Genomic DNA, 19,832 nt, shown 5'->3' with positions numbered 1-19,832 from the left:
CTACATTAAGCTTTTGCTTCTTTTACAGTTCATAAAAATTAAACAAAGCAGGTGGGTCGAATCACCTACTTTGTAACTGATATGAATCTAAAAATTTATTAATATCCCGGATTTTGATAGGCTGCTAATTCTGACGCAGAACCCTGCATTTTATCTATCTGATCCTGAGGAATGGGTCTTAAATACAAATGATTGGAGATATTTCTGGTAAAAGTTTGAGGGGTATGATTTCCTACTGCAGTTCCACCAATGCTATAGTTTTTTGCGATATTAGCCCATTTTTGAGTTCGCACCAGATCAAACCATCTGTATCCTTCGCCATAATATTCTCTTGATCTTTCTGCTAAAATATAATCTATCGTAATAGAATTAGGGGTAGCGGCAATCATTGCTCCACTGTTATCTTCAACTTTCGCTACATTTCCGTTGTTGTCCCAACGCCATTTTCCCGCTCTTGCTCTGATTACATTAATTAAATCTCTCGGACTCATTGCACCCGAAGCACCTTTTACTGCTGCTTCTGCTGCTATGAAATAGAATTCGGAGAATTTTGCAACAGGAAACGGACGGGTAATTCCTCCATTAGGCTGTCCAAGGCCTGTTCCGTTATCTGTTCGGTAGGTTCCGATCTTCCAAAGATTGGGATAGGCATATCTGCTGATTCCCCCCGGAGCAATTACAAAATCTGCTCTTCCCGGAAGAACCCCTGCTCCTACATTACTTTTATAAGTGGTATTAGAGTAGTCTATAGCCTGTGCCGGATCATCATTAAGGAAACTAAGAATAGCACTTCCCGGCTGCACAGGCAACCCGTTGGCACCGTATAAAGTTGTATAATTTAAAGGAACTTTCTGCCAATTTGCTCTGAATGTTGTTACGAAGGTTCCATCATATCTTGAATCTTGCGTTTTATTGGCAAATGTATTTTTAACGACTTCAATGGTTGGAGCCATTGTTTTCCAAGGTCTACCATACGCTTGTGATGCTTCCCTCTGTACCGATCTTACAGGGTTAATATTAGTCTGAGAAGAAAACTGCCACTGCGGATTTGGTGAACTTTCAAGGAAGGTATAATCCCAAGTGGTCATCCAAGCAGCAAAATTTCCCGGAGATGATCCCGTGTTATAAGAATGACTTGAACCGTCATAATATTCACTGGATTCTGTATGATCTGCATACAAAAGCATTTCTTTATTTCTATCGTTTTGCGCTAAATTCACATCGTAATACGTAGACTGCAAACCATAGATAGAGCCCGCATTATTAATACCATCTAAAGAAATATTATATGCCTGCTGAAAATACCATTGTGGGTTTTGTCCGTTAGGATCTACTCTACTGGCTTGTGGATAGGTATCAATTCCATTAGGATTTTGTAACCACCATCCATACGTAAGATACGCTTTCGCTAAAAATAATCTTGCCACCGTTTTTGTAACTCCTCCGGTAACACGAGGTACATTAGGTAAATCTTCAAGAGCTTTTACCAAATCAGGAAATATAACTTTAGAATAAACCTCAGGGACCGTATTTCTTTTAGAAGCTCTGGATGTACTGGTATTAAACTGTAATTCTCCTGAACCTAAATCTAAAGGAACTCCCCCGAAGGTCTGAGCCAACATAAAATAATCAAATGCTCTGAAAAATCTAGCTTCCGCAATGATAGCATCTGAAACTCCCACTCCCGAACCTTTTTGAATCACTCCGTTGGCGGTATTGATATTTCTGAAGGCATTATTCCATAATACATCAGCACGGCTGGAGGAAGCTGTTAAATTTCCCGCTCCCGACATATCCATATCTTTGAAATTTCCATCACCAGCATGACCATACGTATATTCGTCCGTTCCTGTTTCGCAGGCATTTAACCAATATCCATTTCCATAAATGTATCGTAAATGGGCATACATTGAGGTAACGCCACCCAAAACTCCACCTTCAGTCTCAAAATATTCGGGAGTATAAATGTTACGGGGTTCCTCATCCAAAATATTGGAACAACTTGAAAAGACCACCGTACATAGCAAAATTTTTGCTGTCGTATTTATTCTGAATTTTTTCATGTGACTCATTTTTTAGAATGTTAAGTTTAAACCAATCATATAATTCCTCAATGACGGTGTATTGGTGCCTATCGTTAAGAATCTTGATGGAATCTCATTGCTGACTGCCTGGTTTTCATTCCCGTAAGAATTCGTTTCAGGATCCATTCCCGATGCCTTATGATAAGGAGAGAAAAACACAAACGGATTGGTCACCGTGGCATACACTCTCGCCTTGCTGATTCCTGCTTTTTTGAAAATTCCCTGCGTAAAATTATATCCTAACGTTATGGTTCTGATTTTAAGATAAGAAGCATCAAAATAAGCTAATGTACTGCCATATCTCGGGTTATTATTGCTTTGATAATGCCCCGGTCTTGGATAATAAGCATCTGTATTTTCAGGAGTCCAATAATCAACGTCTACATTGTTTCTTCTTCCGCTTAACATATTCAGATAACTTGTATTTCCATACAATGTACTAATCAAAATACCTCCACTTTTGAAAGCACCCACGATGCTTAAATCAAAATTTTTGAATGCCAGTCTGGTATTAAAACCACCCTGAAAATCAGGATCTGTATTTAAAATCTGTCGATCTTCTGCATTAATCGCTCTTACCGGGCTTCCATCTGCATTATAACCTCCGGTATATAAAACTTTAATGGAGCCTATTGCCTCACCCGGAATATTGGTAGGTTCTAGAATATTGATGTAAGGATCACCTGCCTGCCATAATCCAACATATTGATAATCATAAATTGAGTTGATTGAATGCCCAACAAACCACCAGTTTCCTGTGTTTCTGGTTTCTCCATCTGACAATGAGGTAATTTTATTTTTGTTTGAATAAAAGTTAACTCCAAAATCCCATGAAAAACCATTAGGATTGCTGATAATAGCTCCGTTTAATGAAATCTCTATCCCTTTGTTACTTGTAGATCCTACATTTCCTGTGTAGCTGTTTACCCCTGAAGTAGCAGGTAATTTAACATCCAACAATAAATTTTTGGTATTCGTTGTGTAATATTCTACCGTACCCGTTAATCTATTATTCAATAATCCGAAATCCAACCCATAGTTAAGCGTTTCTGAAAATTCCCAACCCAATTTTGAATTCGGTAACGTAGAAACATATGTCCCAATAGCATTGGCATTCCCAAAGTTATACGGCTCAGTAGTTAATCGTCCAAAAGTAGAATAAGGAGCTACAGCCTGATTAGAAGTTTCCCCATACCCGAAACGCAGCTTTAAATTATTAACCACTTTAGAATCTTTTAAAAATTTCTCTTTAGCGATGTTCCAACCCGCTGAGAAAGCATTATAGATATTCCATTGATATCCCGGTGCCAATACCGAAGAAGCATCTCCTCTTATGGAAGCAGTAAACATGTATTTTCCGTCATATTCATACATTACACGCCCCATCCAAGATCTAAGTCCTCTTTTATAATATCCCTGATTATCCGGATTAATTGTAATTTCACCCTGAGCATGACCCAGATTGTAAAACTGAAACTGATCTGTCGGAATATCTCTTGCCGTGATGTATGAACTGTTGAATGTTCTTTGTTCCTGAGACTGCAAAGCCACCACATTTACTTTATGCTTGCCGGCAAAAGTTCTGTCGTAGGTTAAAATATTTTCATTCACCCAATGGGTCAGTAAAGAATTCCCAATAGCGGCTGTAGATAAATTATTCGGCTCTGAACTAAAGACCCCTTCTCCTGTGTAACTTCCTGTATTGGTTGTTTTAAAGTTGAGCCCCATATTTGTTCTTAATGTTAATCCTTTTACCCATGGAACTTTAAACTCTCCAAAGAAATTATTATAAGAACTGAATGATATGGCCTTATCTACCCATGCATCTCCTAAATTTTCAATTCCATCTCTGGTGTATACATATTGCGTATCTGCCGACATTACAACACGTTGTTTTAAGCTTCCATCTGCATTATAAGGATTGGCAATAGGCGTCGTACTTAATGTATTGTAAAGACCTAAATTACTTCCTTTATTTACGGTATATGCATTGTTTGTAGTAATCCCCACCCGGAAATATTTACCCAAATCCTGATCAAGACTTCCTCTTAAATTAAATCTCTCAAAATTTTGCCCTGGAAGAACAGATTGCTCATTGTAATAACTCATTCCAAAGTTATAGGAGCTTTTTTCTGTACCTCCGGAAATCCCTACATCATGATTGGTAACGATTCCGTTTTTATACATGAGATCCTGCCAGTCTGTATTTACACTATTAGATTCATCACTTCCAGGCTGTACAAAAAGGCCTGCATCCTGACGCAATTTGATGAACTTTTGAGCATCCATCATCGGATATTTAGAAAAAACAGAGGTAATTCCTGTATAGGTATTATAAGTGAACGTTGCCCTTTGGTTTTTTCTACCTGTTTTAGTGGTAATCAAAATAACACCATTGGCTCCACGAGATCCGTAAATTGCTGTTGCAGAAGCGTCTTTCAGGATATCCATACTTTGAATATCATTCGGACTTATATCTGCCAATGATCCCGGAAAAGGAATTCCATCCAATACGATTAACGGGTCATTATCTGCTGTAAGAGAACGTGTTCCTCTGATTCTGATCTGCATCGGAGCCCCCGGTTTACTGGAAGTCTGTGAAATATCTACTCCGGCCACTCTTCCCTGCAAGGCCTGACTCACGTTCGCTGAAGGAATCTCTCTCAGTACATCTCCTTTCACTGAGGCTACTGATCCTGTTACGGCTTCTTTTCGCTGCTTTCCATATCCTATTATAACCACCTCATCTATCTTCTTCTCCTTTTCAATAGTATCTTTTTTAACCTGGGAATACACTAAGCTTGACGGCAATAAAGCCATTGCAAAAAACAATGCTGCTTTATTACTTTTAGCAAAATAAAATCGGTTCATAATTATTATTTTAAATATTAGGTTAAATAAAAAGGCTATTAATGAGACATCCTTAGTGTTTTTATAGCAGCCTTTTAGTCTTTTTAGATGTACATATTCACGATGGCTTCAAACAATTCTTGCTTTCCGCTTTTTGGCTGAGGTTCTCCTGTTTCATGGGCAATTCTCTGAAGATCCTGCAACGTAAGACCTCCCTGTTCGAAAGCTTTTCCGTTTCCACTGTCGAAAGAAGCGTAGCGATCTGTACGAAGTTTTTTGTAATCAGAATTTTCAAGAATATCGGCAGCGACTAATAATCCTTTCGCAAAAACATCCATTCCTGAAATGTGAGAGATGAATAAATCATCAGCATCAATAGAATTTCTTCTGATCTTTGCATCAAAATTAATCCCGCCATTTCCTAATCCTCCCGCCGGAAGCAATACCAACCAAGCCTGCGCTAAATCGTGATAATCCACAGGGAACTGATCTGTATCCCATCCGTTTTGGTTGTCTCCGCGGTTGGCATCAATACTTCCCAATAATCCGGCATCAACTGCTGCCTGAAGTTCGTGTTCAAAAGTATGTCCGGCAAGTGTTGCGTGGTTGACTTCGATATTTAATTTAAAATCTTTATCTAATCCGTAATGTCTCAGGAATCCGATTACTGTTTCAGAATCGTAGTCGTATTGGTGTTTTGTAGGCTCCATTGGTTTAGGTTCGATCAGGAAGGTTCCTTTAAAACCTTGTTGACGGGCATAATCACGAGATATGGAAAGGAAACGGGCCAAGTGGTCTTTTTCACGTTTCATATCAGTATTCAATAAGCTCATATATCCTTCTCTTCCGCCCCAGAAAACATAATTTTCTCCGCCTAAAGCGATTGTAGCATCAATAGAATTTTTAACCTGAGTTCCTGCGCACGCCACCACATCAAAATTTGGATTGGTAGATGCTCCGTTCATGTATCTTTCATGCGTAAATACATTCGCTGTTCCCCACAAAAGTTTGATGCCAGACTCAGCTTGTTTTTCTTTGGCATATTCTACAATTGCCTGCATATTGCTTTCGTATTCTTTCCAGTTATTTCCGGGTTCTATTAAATCTATATCGTGGAAACAATAGTATTGGAAACCTATTTTAGACATGAATTCAAAACCTGCATCCATTTTATGTTTTGCTCTTGAAATTGCATCATTTCCTTTGTTCCAAGGATGATGAATCGTAGCTCCACCGAAAGGATCATTCCCATCTGCACATAAGGTATGCCACCACGCCATTGCAAAACGCATCCATTCTTTCATGGGTTTTCCCATGACCACTCTGTCTGCTTCATAATAGCGAAATGCCATAGGATTTCTGCTTTCTTTACCTTCAAATTTTATTTGTTCAACTCCTGAAAAAAACTCTTTTGTTTCTGTTAAAATGTTCATATGTATTTGATTTTATTTTTAATTTATTCGTTACAATTTGGCATAAGAATACCCTGCTCACTGATTTTGAAACTTCAGTAAGTACAATGGAAAATTCCGTTGTAAGGTGGATTATACTATTTCGTTAAGATGCCTTGTCCATCTCGAATAGGCTTCTAGATATTGTTCTCTTTTTTCTTGTTCCGGCTCAATGACTGCAATTTTTTCAAGCGAAGAAAACGCTTCTTTAGAATCGGCATAAAAACCAATTCCCATTCCTGCGGCTCTGGCAGCTCCCACCGCTCCATCAGTATCATAAAGTTCAATCACCGCGTTGCTTACACTGGCCAGCGATTGGCGGAAAATTGAACTTAAAAACATATTGGCATTTCCTGCACGAATGACCTGAATATTCATCCCCATATTTCTCATGATGTTCATTCCGTATTCATAGGAAAATACAATTCCCTCCTGTGCGGCACGGAGAATATCTCCTTTTGAATGGATGTTAAAATTAATTCCATGGATCGAACAGCTCGTATCTTTATTTTCTAATACTCTTTCAGCTCCGTTTCCGAAAGGGATGATGCTTAATCCTTTAGAACCAATGGGTGAAAGTGATGCTAAATCATTCATATCTCCATACGAAGAAAGTGACGTTGCAAAATTGTGTTTTAGCCAAGAATTTAAAATTCCTGTTCCGTTGATACAAAGCAAAACACCCAATCTTGTTAATTCCTGTGTATGATTTACGTGAGCAAAAGTGTTTACTCTTGATAGCTTATCATATTCCAATTGATCTAAAACTCCGTACACAACCCCTGAAGTTCCTGCCGTTGAAGCGATTTCGCCTGGATTGAAAACATTTAATGATAAGGCATTGTTGGGTTGATCTCCTGCTCGGTAAGAAATCGGCGTTCCTTCTTTTAAGCCCAATTCCTGAGCAGCAGTTGCCGAAACCGTTGATTGAATTCCGAAAGTCGAAATAATTTCAGGGAAAAAGCTTTTAGGAATTCCATAATAGTTGATCACATCTTCTGAGATACAATTGTTTTTAAAATCCCAAAATATCCCTTCAGAAAGACCTTCTATTGTCATTCCGATCTCTCCTGAAAGCTTCATAGCAATATAATCTCCAGGCAGCATTATTTTATCAATTTTATCAAAAATTTCGGGCTCGTTTTCTTTAACCCAAGCTAATTTTGAAGCGGTAAAATTTCCTGGTGAATTTAAAAGATGAGACAGACATTTTTCCGGTCCGATTTCCTGAAACGCCTTTTCACCGTAAGGAACCGCGCGGCTGTCACACCAAATAATCGAAGGGCGCAGCAGATTCTGATCTTTATCAACCAAGATCAATCCATGCATTTGCCAAGTGATCCCGATGGCTTTTATATCTTCAGGATTTATTCCTGAGTTATGCATCACCGATTCGTGTGCCAGCTTAAGATTCAGCCACCATTCTGAAGGATTTTGCTCTGCCCACCCCGGATGTACCGCAGTAATTTTCATTTCTTTTTTTGGAGAAAAGTCTGATGCAACGATCTTTCCGCTGGATGCCTCAATGAGACAAACTTTTACAGAAGAACTGCCTATGTCATATCCTAGTAAATACATGATTTCAAAAAGGGGGATTTATTTGATTAGTTTAGTGTTATTCTTCTTAAAAATCTTAGCATCAAATCTGTAATATCTTGCAGCCCGATGCGAAACGTTGGTTTCTATCTCCTCCAACGGAATGATATAGTTGAACGAGGATATTTTTTTATGGAAATTCTTAATATCGATCTGTTTCTCACTCAATGCGCTGTACAACTGGTATAATTGTCTGATGGTAAATCTTTTTGGCAGCAATTCGAAAATAATAGAAAAGTCGGATTCTATCCATTTTCTGATCTCAATTAAAGACTCACTGATGATTTTGTTATGATCAAATGGCAATGACGGAACCTCATCTATCGGAAACCAATCTACCGTATCGTATTTTGTGCTGTTAATTTTATGATCAATCTTACAAAGAGAAAGATAGGCCACCGTAATAATCCTGTCGATGTGATGCTTATATTCCGTATCCATCCATTTTATATCATCCTGATTACTGGCACGCAAAGGATCTGCAAAACATTTGAACTGCTTAAGAACCATTTTCTTAATCCCTGTAAGTTCGTGAAGCACTCTTTCTGCTGCCCCATCTACATCTTCATCACTGAGTATTAAACTACCCGGCAATTTTCTTTGTCTTTCTGCAGGCACATCTTCCATGCGGCGTTGTACCAATAATATGTTCAGTCGGTTTTCAAGGTCAAAACCAAAAACGACACAGTCTACAGACACATATGTATGAATAAAGTTTGGAATCATTTCTATGTTAACATTTACGTAACATCACAAATATAAAAATTCAATTGAAATAAAAAAATAAAATCAACACTACCAACTGCATATCAATAGCTTACATATCGATTTTATATGATAAGAATGACATACAATTTATGATAAGGTTATCATCTGAATAATGATATAAAATATAAAAGGAATTCATTAAGAGCGATTTACCTTTGAAAAAACAGGCAAGAAAATGAATCTTTTAGAAAAGTAAAAATATGATAAGAGAAATTGTAAATTGTTTTGATTTTTTTTCAAAATATGACACAAAATCACAATTTAAAGTGTAAAATAACCAAAAATATAATGAATATTTTAACCATTTCTTACATCAATCATACAATTTCATAAGAATGATAACATAATTAATGGAAAAATGATCATAAAATTCTCCTGTTTAGAATTAATAGGTAAATATACCGTTTACCTATACGTTTTACTCACCCAACAAATAGGATAGTAAACTGGATAGCAATCCATTATCATTAATAAATAATAGATTCAACCTATTTAAAGGAAACTCATATGATATGCCATTTATTGAGGATAAAATTTCATCTGCTCAAAGATATAATTAGAATCTGGGCGAAGAAGATCAATTAACTGTTTAAGCTCTGACTCTTCCCATGTTTTTTGAAACATTTCATCATGAATCAGCATTACCACATTATTCTTTGTAAATGTTTTATCTGATGAACATAGATTTTTAACCGAATTATACATTTCATCTACAGATTGTATAGGTGTACCATCGCTAGGGCGATGCTGCCATTCTATATCCCAGCCAACAACTTTGTATCCTAGTTTTCCCAACTGATCTGCAGTTTGTATTCCGCTAGTGCCATCATTCTTCGATTTCCCTCCAAGACGCCACATATTACGGCCCGGCAAACGGACAATCTTATACGGTAATTTTAATAAGGATTGGTTGTATACAATATCATTCACCGATTTATCAACGTTGCTGTAAAAAGCTTCATAATGATTGTTGGCGTGAGAAAAACTATGGTTATATTCATCAATGTATGGATTTTCGTCATAGTATTTTGCGTAGGTATCCATTTGCTTATCTTTAATCACATGCTCCCCCACCATAAAAACACTTATTTTAATTTTTTCCTGTAAAATGATTGTATTGATATTTTCACTTCCATTCAGAGGGCCATCATCAAAAGTGAGATAGATATAGCATTTATTAGAACTTGTGGTATTTTTTTGAGCATTTGCAAGACTAAATACCATCGTGAAAGCAGAAATTATAAGTGTAACTGGCTTATTCATAATGATGTGATTTGTTTGCAAATATAATCAACTGCTAAAGATTTTTTATTTATTTTTATTCAAGGATTTTAACTGTTGTTAATCCTGTAAAGCAGATCCATCTATGAAGATCACGAAAATTTCAAAAATTATTAAACAAGTAGGCTGGAAAGAAGTTTTAGCCGTTATTATTTTACTGTTGGCATTTGTATTTTTCAGAAGTGAAAGACACGAAATGGCATCCATTGGTCCCGAACTTAAAAATGCTGATCTTTGGTGGATCTTATCCGGAGTAGCACTAACATTTATATATGTTGCATTGCAAGGGCTGATGTATGTAACCAGTTTTAAAAGCACCGGATTGGATATAAAACTACCTGATGCCATCGGGTTATTTCTAAAGCGAAATTTTCTGAGCATCTTTCTTCCGGCTGGTGGCGTAAGTTCTCTGGCTTATCTTCCAAGAAATATACGAACCAAAGGGTATAAATCTTCTAAAATTCATCAGGCAAGTGCCGTTTATGGCTTTGTAGGTTTACTCACTGTTTTAATGGTTGGGATTCCGCTGATTGGTTATGCCATCTTTATTAATAAAAACTTCAATGATAGTTGGTTTGGAATTTCTGCACTGACGGCTGTTTTGCTCTTATGCTATTTTATCTTTATTTCATTCCGAAAGAAAAACGCGGCCTATCAATTTTTTGAGAAAAAGTTCCCAAGTGCCATCAGTTCTGCTGAGGAAATATTTAATAGTGAAGTAGATCAAAAACAATTTTGGTATACCGTTCTTGTTTCTATAGCCATTGAGTGTTGTGGCGTTCTTCATCTGTTGATCGCCATGTATGCATTTGGTGTTCCCGCTTCATTTGCTGCAGCGGCAATTTCGTATGTTGTTTCCATATTGTTAATGATTGTTTCGCCATTTCTTCGCGGATTGGGAGCGGTAGAGTTTTCATTAACTTTTATCCTTGCTAATTTTGGATACAGCCATTCTGATGGTTTAGGCGTAACACTCCTCTATCGTTTTTTCGAGTTCTGGCTTCCATTAGTATTGGGAATTGTTTCTTATCTCTGGAGCGGAAGAAAGCTGTTTGCAAGAGTGCTGCCTGTTTTTATGATTTTCTTGTTGGGAATCATTAATATCCTTTCAGTGATTACTCCGGCATTGGCCGACAGAATCCATTTGCTGAAAAACTATTTACCGATGGAAGCGATCCATCTTTCTAAAATACTGACGCTTATTTCCGGTGTTTTGCTATTGGTAACCTCCGCCAATCTTTTCCGTGGCTCTAAAAGAGCATGGTATTTTGCCCTGATGCTTACCATTACTTCGGCAGTATTTAATCTTACAAAAGCATTGGATTATGAAGAAGCTTTATTCGCCGTGTTTACCTTAGCTTTATTGATATACAGCAGAAAAGAATATATTTTAAAAGCAAAAAGAATATCCATCCATAGAGGATTCAGTTCATTTTTAGGAATATTCACCATCATCTTTATTTTCGACTGCGTTGCCTTTTATTTTATCAGTGCCAAACATTTTGGAATTGATTTCACAAAAGAGCAGGCCATATATTACACTTTACATACCTTTCTTTTGTTTAGAGATTCGGGGCTTACTCCCAACACTCACTTTGCAAGGGACTTTCAGGATCTTAACTATATTTTAGGGGTAGCATCATGGCTTATCCTTATTTTCTCCTTTTACAGAATGAATATTCATATTGAACAGGACGACGATGAAAATCAAACCAATGCACAAAATCTGGTACAGGAATACGGAAACTCTTCCTTAGATTATTTTAAGCTTACTCAGGAAAAGCAGTTCTATTTCTCTGAAGATGTTCAAGGGTTTGTATCCTTCAGAACAGCCAATGGATTTGCCGTTGTGCTTGAAGAACCTGTGTGCCTGGAAAAAGACAAAACCCATCTTATCCGTGAGTTTGATGATTACTGTTTGGCTAATAATTTAAAGACCTGCTACTATCGAGTTGGAGAAAGCGGATTGATCTATTTTAACCCATTAAGAAAACAAAAACTTTTTATTGGACAGGATGCGATATTGGATGCCGATAAATTCACTCTTACCGGAAAAGACAGAAAATCTATTCGAAACAGTATTAACGGATTAGAAAAATCCGGATTTTCAGCTGAAATATTACATGCCCCACATTCAGAAGAAATTATTGAGAAAATTAAAAAAGTATCTGATTTATGGTTGACAGAATCTGATAAAAAAGAAATTGTATTTGCAGAAGGAATGTTTGACGCAGAAACGGTAAAACTTCAAGACCTGATTCTTATCTTGGATTCTGAGCGTAATTGCGTTGCTTTTCTGAACATCATTCCTCACTGTGCACCTGATGAATGCAGTTATGATATGATTAGAAAAACAGAAGATGCTCCTGGAGGCAGTACAGATCTTCTTATTGTAAAATTGGTGGAATATGCCAAAGCAAAAGACCTGAAATATATTAATATGGGAATGACCCCCATGGCAGGAATGCAGGAACCAAGCAATACTGCCGAGGATGTTTTACAGTTTGCCTACCAGAGAATCGGCAGTTTTAAATCGTATCAGACCCTTAGAAACTTTAAGGAAAAATATGCTGATACGTGGGAAAATAAATATTTGGTCTATAACAGTGATTTCGATTTGCTGCAAATTCCGGCTTCACTTAATAAAGTGATGAAACCATGAAAAATCCATTCAAACTTATTTTGAGCGTTTTGCCCATGCTCTTTCTCTTCGCTTGTACTTACAAAGATGATTTTCAAATCACTTCATGGAATTCTCACACCCATAAGCCCATTATTTTTTATATAAGTGGAGATGCAGGTTTTAATTCTTTTTCAAAAGGACTTGGCTCAGATTTCCACGCTATGGGATATGATGTTTTTGCATTAAATACAAAGATTTATTTTTGGGAGCAGAAAACTCCTGAGCAAACCTCTAAGGCCATTGAAAAATATATCGTTAAACAACTTCATGGACGAAAAAATCAGGATGTAATTCTCATCGGATATTCTTTTGGAGCTGATGTTACGTCTTTTGTGTACAATCATTTTACAGATCATCTTAAAAAGAAAATCCAGCATGTTTTCATCGTCGGACCTTCAAAAACCACTGATTTTAAAATCCATCTTAAAGAATATTTCGGAATGGAGCCTAAAGGCAGTCTTCCTGTAATTCCGGAGATCAATAAAATGAAGAATGTTCCACTCACCTTAATTTTAAGCAATTTTGAATTTGCCCACTTCCCTTATCAGCAAATCAATCTTACGACCAATTATCAAATGAAACATATTCTGGGAGACCATCATTATGGGAATAATACGAAAATACTGTCCGGATATATTCAGCAGGTTTTGAAAAATGACACTTCGCTTTAAAAAATTAAACCAAGCCTATTTTTCTGATATAAAGTTCTCTACATTATAATTTATTTTTCCTAAATCGACCATTTCCCTACCTAACGTTTGTCAGTAGTAGAACTACTACAAAATATGAAATAATGCTAAAAAAGTTTTTTCATTTAAAATGTGGTATCTATATTCGTTATAACAATGCATTGAAAAACAAAGTATTAACAATTAAAGATTAGAAATTATGGCGGAAAAAAATTCAAGAGGAATTTTAAAATTCAACGGAAGCGAGGGTCAAAAGTTATTAAAACTGAATTACAGTGTCGCAAGATCTACAGACGTTTCAGGACGTGTAGCATCAGACCCATCCAACGCAATTATTAAGCTTACCATCGAGGCTACAGAGAAATCTGAAATCTTAGAAAGTTTATTAAACGGCAAATACAAACCAACAACAGGAGAAGTTACTTTCAACAAATCTCATGAAGAAGGAACATTAATTACCCTGAACTGGGAAAATGGATATGTCATTCAACATGAAGTAGATTTTGATGCAGTAGATCAAAATTCTATGCTGATTAGTTTTGTGATCAGTGCAGAGCAGATCAAGTATGGTAATTCTGATTATGAAGGATTGTGGCCAAGTTCTTAAGATGTATGAACATGTAGAGATCAAAATTCATAAAAGGCTGTCATTGATGATGGCCTTTTTCATCCAATCCCACTTAAATACTCTATTTATTTTATGAAGTAGTAAAAATTATTTCCGATAACAAAAAAACACACAATATGAAAAAAAATGAAAACGAATTGCCTTCTAATGAAGACTATTCAAAATTAAGAAAACCTTCTTTTACCCCTGACAACAATGCCTTTGGCATTACAGAGAACAGAATTTCAGGAATTAACCGCGTCGTAGGAATTGAGATTCACGCTGACGGAAAACCGATAAATCATTTCAAGTATTTTAAATTAACCCAAAGCACTGTGAGACATCATGAGTTTGAAATTGTGTTGGCCTATGACAGTTTGGAAAACAGGCAATCTGAAAATCTGGAAGATGCTAATAAGCTATTAGGGAAAAGATTTACCGTTAGTTTCAAATATAAAGATGCCGAAACAGAAAACAATCCCAATACATCTTTTGTAGGAATTATTACTTCAGTGGGTTTTAGTCGAGAGAAAACGAGTCTTGGCAGCATCGTATTGAAGGGCAAAAGTCCGGGAATTTTGCTTGATACCTTACCACATACCCAAAGCTTTGGAGGAGACCGTTCTGTAAATATAGGGATGATTGCCAACGAAGTGATCAAGCAAGGGATTGATACGCAGTTTTATGATATTAATATTGACACCAACGACAGTTCACAGATTTTATACAGCAGTCAATACAATGAAACGCATTACAATTATCTGGCGAGAATGGCGGAAGCGTATGGTGAACAATTCTATTATGACGGCTATGTGCTGCATTTTGGAAAACTTCCCAAACCAAGTAGCGATCGCATTCAACTTATTGAAGGAAGTAATGTAAGTGATCTGAATATAGAAATCAAAGCGGTTCATACAAAACCTCAATTTTACGGCTATAACAGTAGCAAAAATGAAAAACTGACATCAGGAGATACGCCGATACAGCACTTGGGAGATTTGGCACAAACAGCCTATACCAATAACGACAAAATATTCAAAACGCCTTCTCTACAAATGGCTCCGATAAAAGCTGCCACGCATTTGGATGTAGAATATTCACAGAAAAGTGCTTCAGGAAGCAAAGCCGTTGACGTGATGAATGTTTCGGGTTCTACGACGATTCCATTTCTTCATCCGGGATGTGTGGCAGATATTCAAACACGGGTACGGGATTCTAATAAAACCCGCCATCTTACCACCCTTATGATAACAGAAACGACCCATGAAGTAGATGCCAGAGGATATTATAAAGGAAGTTTTGAAGCCATTTCCGAAGGAACGGGCTATATGCCCAAACCTGAATTTCATATCCCAAGACCGGAACCTCAAATTGCGACGGTAATTTCAAATACCGATCCTTTAAACCAAGGTCGCGTTCAGGTACGATTTGATTGGCAGCTTAATGATACCACCGATTTTATCCGAATGATGAGTCCTGATGCAGGAGGAACAGATCAGATTAATCAAAACCGTGGCTATGTTGCGATTCCCGAAGTAGGCGATCAGGTGATGATTAATTTCCAACACGGGCATCCCGACAGACCTTTTGTGATGGGAGGAATGTTTCATGGTGGCACAGGTTTAGGGGGTGGCATAAATAATCGACTGAGATCCATACAAACCAAAAGCGGAATCAAAATTTTACTGAATGATGATGAAAAAAGTGTTACAATTATAGATCCGAGTGGAAATACTTTTTTTATGGATGGACAAGGGAATATATCAATAACAGCTCCTAAAAACATTGCATTTACAGCAGGCGGAAATGTGGATATTACTGCAGGAGAAAACATCAATATGCATGCTCAACTAAATATTTCTGAAGATGCTGGAGCCAATCATAGCATCACTGCAATCGGAATGATATTGCAGAATGCCGGAGGTGATTATTCTTTACTGGCAGCAAATATTTTGAAAGTCGCGAAAGAAGATATATCTTCTGAGTCAACAAATGTAAAAAGAAATGCAAGCAATGACATAGAAACGTTTTCTACGGAAGCGACAATTCATCATAATGCTCAAAAGGAAGTAAAGAATAACAGTGGTGAAAAAGGTTCTAACTTTTAAAATTTGATATCATGGGAAATATTATAGAAATAGCAGGAGGAAAGATATCTGTGATAGTAAGCAAAGACATCGAAAATAATGCTGGAAGTTTTATAAATAATGTAGCCTCAAAGTTTGTAAAACAAAAAGGAGACGAGCAAGGTGTTACTTATAATACACCTCCTAGTGATGAAAGAAAAGTTAAAAATTCAATAAAAGGATTTGCTATTTTTCGGAGAAAAGATAATTATAATAATAAACCGGACTTTGGATTTGATTGGTATGCAGGAAGAAACTATGGAACAACCTACAGTGAACCTTTTAATTTTGATGATGATAAAATATTATTGAGTGGAAAAAATAAATTAAAAGCAGAATATTCTTCTATAATAAAATACATACCAGTTAGGGAAAATGGCTATATAAATGCAGGCAAAAATGGAGGGAACTCCTTAATAAGTATTAATGGGCAGGAATACTTTGTTCCATGGTTTTCCGGATTTGCTAAAGATGAATCAGGAAATCCAAAAAGCTATAATCTGGATGTATTTTTTTATATTGAAGATCCAAGCGAAGGAAAAATTCATATAAACTGCGAGACGAAAAATATAGAAGTAGAATTTACAGATGAAGGTGGTAATAGTTTTGAAGTTTCGAAAAGTACAGAAAAGCAATTTACTAAAACTGTCAGAATAACATTTTTAGATTACATTACAGATCATAGTTCTATTATCATTACATTTCATAAGAAGTCTGAAGAGGAAAAAGAAGAGGAAAAAGAAGAGGAAAAAAAAAGACAGGAAGAGATAGCAAACGGAAAACCACCCCAATCAGTTCAAACAGTCTATATAAGTCCGGGAGAACTATTAGGAATTATGAATGTTTATAAAAACTCAGTAGAATATGATTTGGTAGTACGGTATGTAAAAGTATTTTTTAAAGGTTGGATGTATGTAGATAGCTATGATGATAAGATGTATCTTTCAGGAGCTTCCTCGGGCTATATAGAAAACAAAAAATTATTAGAAAAAGAACAGAATCTAACAAAAGGAATTGCAAATTTAAGAGCACTTCAAAGTTCAACACAGACAATTGTAAATACAGTAAGAACAAAAGAAATCGAAGACCTCATTACAAAACAGGAAAAAAAGCTTCAGGATATAAAAAACTTATCTTTAAAAAGACAAATCATTTCTACTGATCTTTATAAAGAACAGGTACAAGCAATGAATAATTATACAAGTCTTATTGATCAAATTAAACCGAAAATTATCGATACATTTTCACAATCATTAATACATTATAAAGAAAAAGACATTGCTAGTTATGAACAAATAGAAATTGATGTTGAAAAGATGGACTCCTTTTTTGATGACTTAAAACTGACCAAAATAGGACATGTTCATTATATTGTAAATGATAAAAATGAAGAAGCCAATTCTACAAGAATTAATAGTAAAATTAATAATGCCTTTGAATCAAATGAAACAAAAGATAAAAAAGAGCTTATTATGTTTTTGATACCCTTTGGAATCAGAAGTGATATCAAAAAAAATCTTATTTTAGGAGGTGAAGCAGAGGATGTTTCATATGAAGCAGATACTGCAATGCTTACTCCTCAAGCAGGAATGTCAACTTTTATTCATGAGGCAGGGCATACTTTTAGTTTACCTCACACTTTTTTAAAGAGAGATGGATCTTGGGTTACCGAGGGAATTAAAATTACCCAAGGCACAACGGATAATATCATGGACTATAACCATAATCCAATAAATCAAGATAAAAATCCTGAAAATGATGTGCCTATAATTAAAGATAAGATTGCTTTATGGAAATTTCAATGGGATATTATGAGTAAAGATCCTAATTTAATAGAATTAGTAAAAAAATAAAATAATGAAAACATACTTCCACTTCCATATATCTTGTCTATTAGTTTCTGCAGGCTCAGTTATGATATCCTGCCAGTCTAAGACATACAATAAAGAAACAAATACTGACGTTAAGCAGCTTACAATGAAAGAAGAATTTCCGAATCATAAGATCGCCTTTGAAAAGATAAATGATCAAGTCTTTTTATATAATCCTGAAGGAAATAAATTATTTACAATTGATTTAAAAAAAGCTCTATATACAGTTTATTTCCCAGACTTGACTTATTCATTAAATTTATTTAAAATAAATGATTTTTTATATTTCCTTCCTAAAAAAGCAGAGGAAAATTACACATTTGCCATGGGAAATGTAGGAACAGGTATAGGAACTTTTTCTAGAGAAAATGGAATTAATGATTTAGGATTAGTTAATAATGAGAAAAGAGAATATCCTGATGAAAATGGTAAGGTAAAAGTAAACAATGTAATTTATTATTATAACAAATTTGCACAACTTTTAAAAACTGAAGAAAATGGAGAAATAATTATTGAAAATAAATATGATGAAAATGCCTATATTATTGAAAGTAATACTACTAAATATCATACAAAGTTTCAGTATAATACAGAAGGGCAAGTTACCCAAGAGGAGATAAAAAATGATGCTGATGGATCAAAGAGTATTTTAAACTACCACTACAATTCTCTAAAGCAGATTGAAAAAAAATATAATAATGACCAAACTTCAGTAAAAGAATACCAATACGATTCTAATAATAAACTTGTAGGCATTATTGAATATACTGGAACTATAGATAAATATAATCCTAATAAAATTATTAATCATTTTGTGAAAAAAATCTATACCTACAATAAAGAACAGATTGTGGAAGAAAAGCATTATGAATATAATATTTTTGATGCTTCAATTTTAGTTAATGATAAATGGGAGCCTATAACAATTGAGGAACAAAAGAAATTAGCCTGGCAAAAGTTAAGAGATCCATCTACAAACCCATTATTCTATATTGAACGAAATTATTCTTATCAATCAGATGAAATAAATGTAATCGTTAATAAGTTCAGTTTTTCGAACACACTAAAAAATGGTAAAAACGAAACCGATAAAAAACTTACAAATTCAGAAACTATTACCTATACACTCGATACACTTGGGCGAGTAGTTAAAAAAGAAACGATTAATAAAGATCAATATAAAGAGAGAGAGATACAAAGCTTCTCTTATTAAAAGAAAAATACAAAATCCCCAATACGCTTTATATTGGGGATTTTCATTTAATCATTCACCCATTCTTCACAGGTTTGGATCTCTGCATATCTTGGAAATATTTTTTCCATCAGCATTTGGTGAACGTCTGGTTGGTGATCATAACAACCATCCGATAAAATGGTAAGTTGATAATCTTTGTCAGCCGCTTCCAAGGCCGTAGACAAAATAACGCCGCTTGTTACGACCCCACACATTACAAGATGTTTAAGATTTTGTGATCTTAAAATAACTTCTAAATCACTGCCTACGAAAGCACTGAATCTTTTCTTGATAACAACAGCTTCGTTTTCTAAAGGAGCCAGTTGGGGCGCTATTTTCATAAAATCTTCCATCGCTAATTTCTCATACGCAAGCGGTACATTACTGAATGTTTTATTATGGGTACTTATTTCCGGAAAACCTTTTCTAAATCCTACGACAGCATAGATCACGGGAATCTTATTTTCTCGGGCATATTGTATGGATTTTGATACCGCTCCGATAAGTTTATCACTTTCTTCTAATCTTCCCAATAGATGTTCCTGCATATCGAGAACCAATAACGCGGTGAAATTTTTGTTTTGCATTTTTT

Annotated in this window: 13 protein-coding genes; 6 read left to right on the top strand and 7 right to left on the bottom strand. The window is 35.6% G+C overall.

Annotation, left to right across the window (positions count from 1 at the left end):
- Positions 1-98: 98 nt before the first annotated feature.
- The 6 genes from AMQ68_RS12535 to AMQ68_RS12510 form a co-directional block, all read right to left on the bottom strand.
- Positions 99-2,063: a RagB/SusD family nutrient uptake outer membrane protein gene (locus tag AMQ68_RS12535; RefSeq protein ID WP_054510967.1), complete on the bottom strand. Its 1,965-nt coding sequence runs from the start codon at positions 2,061-2,063 to the stop codon at positions 99-101.
- 12 nt (positions 2,064-2,075) lie between these two features.
- On the bottom strand, positions 2,076-4,955 hold the full coding sequence (locus tag AMQ68_RS12530) for a SusC/RagA family TonB-linked outer membrane protein (RefSeq protein ID WP_054510966.1): 2,880 nt from the start codon (positions 4,953-4,955) through the stop codon (positions 2,076-2,078).
- 83 nt (positions 4,956-5,038) lie between these two features.
- Entirely contained in the window at positions 5,039-6,367 is a 1,329-nt protein-coding gene (gene xylA / locus AMQ68_RS12525) for a xylose isomerase (RefSeq protein ID WP_054510965.1), read from the bottom strand.
- A gap of 111 nt (positions 6,368-6,478) precedes the next feature.
- A complete protein-coding gene (locus AMQ68_RS12520; protein WP_054510964.1) occupies positions 6,479-7,963 on the bottom strand; it encodes a xylulokinase in 1,485 nt (494 codons plus the stop codon).
- A gap of 18 nt (positions 7,964-7,981) precedes the next feature.
- Positions 7,982-8,707, bottom strand: a complete 726-nt coding sequence (locus AMQ68_RS12515) for an NUDIX domain-containing protein (protein ID WP_054510963.1) — start codon at positions 8,705-8,707, stop codon at positions 7,982-7,984.
- Positions 8,708-9,268: 561 nt separating this feature from the next.
- The gene (locus AMQ68_RS12510; protein ID WP_054510962.1) at positions 9,269-10,012 is read right to left on the bottom strand and encodes a polysaccharide deacetylase family protein; all 744 of its coding nucleotides are present in this window, start codon (positions 10,010-10,012) and stop codon (positions 9,269-9,271) included.
- Positions 10,013-10,115: 103 nt separating this feature from the next.
- Here AMQ68_RS12510 and AMQ68_RS12505 point away from each other — a divergent pair, with 103 nt between their 5' ends.
- The 6 genes from AMQ68_RS12505 to AMQ68_RS12480 all read left to right on the top strand — a co-directional run bounded on the left by AMQ68_RS12505 (position 10,116) and on the right by AMQ68_RS12480 (position 19,219).
- Positions 10,116-12,692, top strand: a complete 2,577-nt coding sequence (locus AMQ68_RS12505) for a phosphatidylglycerol lysyltransferase domain-containing protein (protein WP_054510961.1) — start codon at positions 10,116-10,118, stop codon at positions 12,690-12,692.
- Positions 12,689-13,384: an AcvB/VirJ family lysyl-phosphatidylglycerol hydrolase gene (locus AMQ68_RS12500; protein ID WP_054510960.1), complete on the top strand. Its 696-nt coding sequence runs from the start codon at positions 12,689-12,691 to the stop codon at positions 13,382-13,384. The genes AMQ68_RS12505 and AMQ68_RS12500 overlap by 4 nt, the downstream gene beginning before the upstream one ends.
- A gap of 217 nt (positions 13,385-13,601) precedes the next feature.
- Positions 13,602-14,009: a type VI secretion system tube protein TssD gene (gene tssD / locus AMQ68_RS12495; protein ID WP_054510959.1), complete on the top strand. Its 408-nt coding sequence runs from the start codon at positions 13,602-13,604 to the stop codon at positions 14,007-14,009.
- 137 nt (positions 14,010-14,146) lie between these two features.
- Entirely contained in the window at positions 14,147-16,117 is a 1,971-nt protein-coding gene (locus tag AMQ68_RS12490; RefSeq protein ID WP_054510958.1) for a type VI secretion system Vgr family protein, read from the top strand.
- Positions 16,118-16,128: 11 nt separating this feature from the next.
- Positions 16,129-17,988, top strand: a complete 1,860-nt coding sequence (locus AMQ68_RS12485) for a hypothetical protein (RefSeq protein WP_054510957.1) — start codon at positions 16,129-16,131, stop codon at positions 17,986-17,988.
- A 4-nt stretch (positions 17,989-17,992) separates the two neighbouring features.
- Positions 17,993-19,219 (top strand): hypothetical protein, encoded by a 1,227-nt coding sequence (locus AMQ68_RS12480; protein ID WP_123905689.1) that lies wholly within the window; start codon positions 17,993-17,995, stop codon positions 19,217-19,219.
- A 47-nt stretch (positions 19,220-19,266) separates the two neighbouring features.
- Here the strand turns inward: AMQ68_RS12480 and AMQ68_RS12475 are convergent, their stop codons facing one another.
- Positions 19,267-19,827: a cysteine hydrolase family protein gene (locus tag AMQ68_RS12475; protein WP_054510955.1), complete on the bottom strand. Its 561-nt coding sequence runs from the start codon at positions 19,825-19,827 to the stop codon at positions 19,267-19,269.
- Positions 19,828-19,832 lie beyond the last annotated feature (5 nt).

Source organism: Chryseobacterium sp. ERMR1:04 (assembly GCF_001297705.1).
Taxonomy (GTDB): Bacteria; Bacteroidota; Bacteroidia; order Flavobacteriales; family Weeksellaceae; genus Chryseobacterium.
The sequence above is the reverse complement of the archived record's forward strand: the minus strand, read 5'-3'. Positions and strand labels throughout refer to the sequence as shown.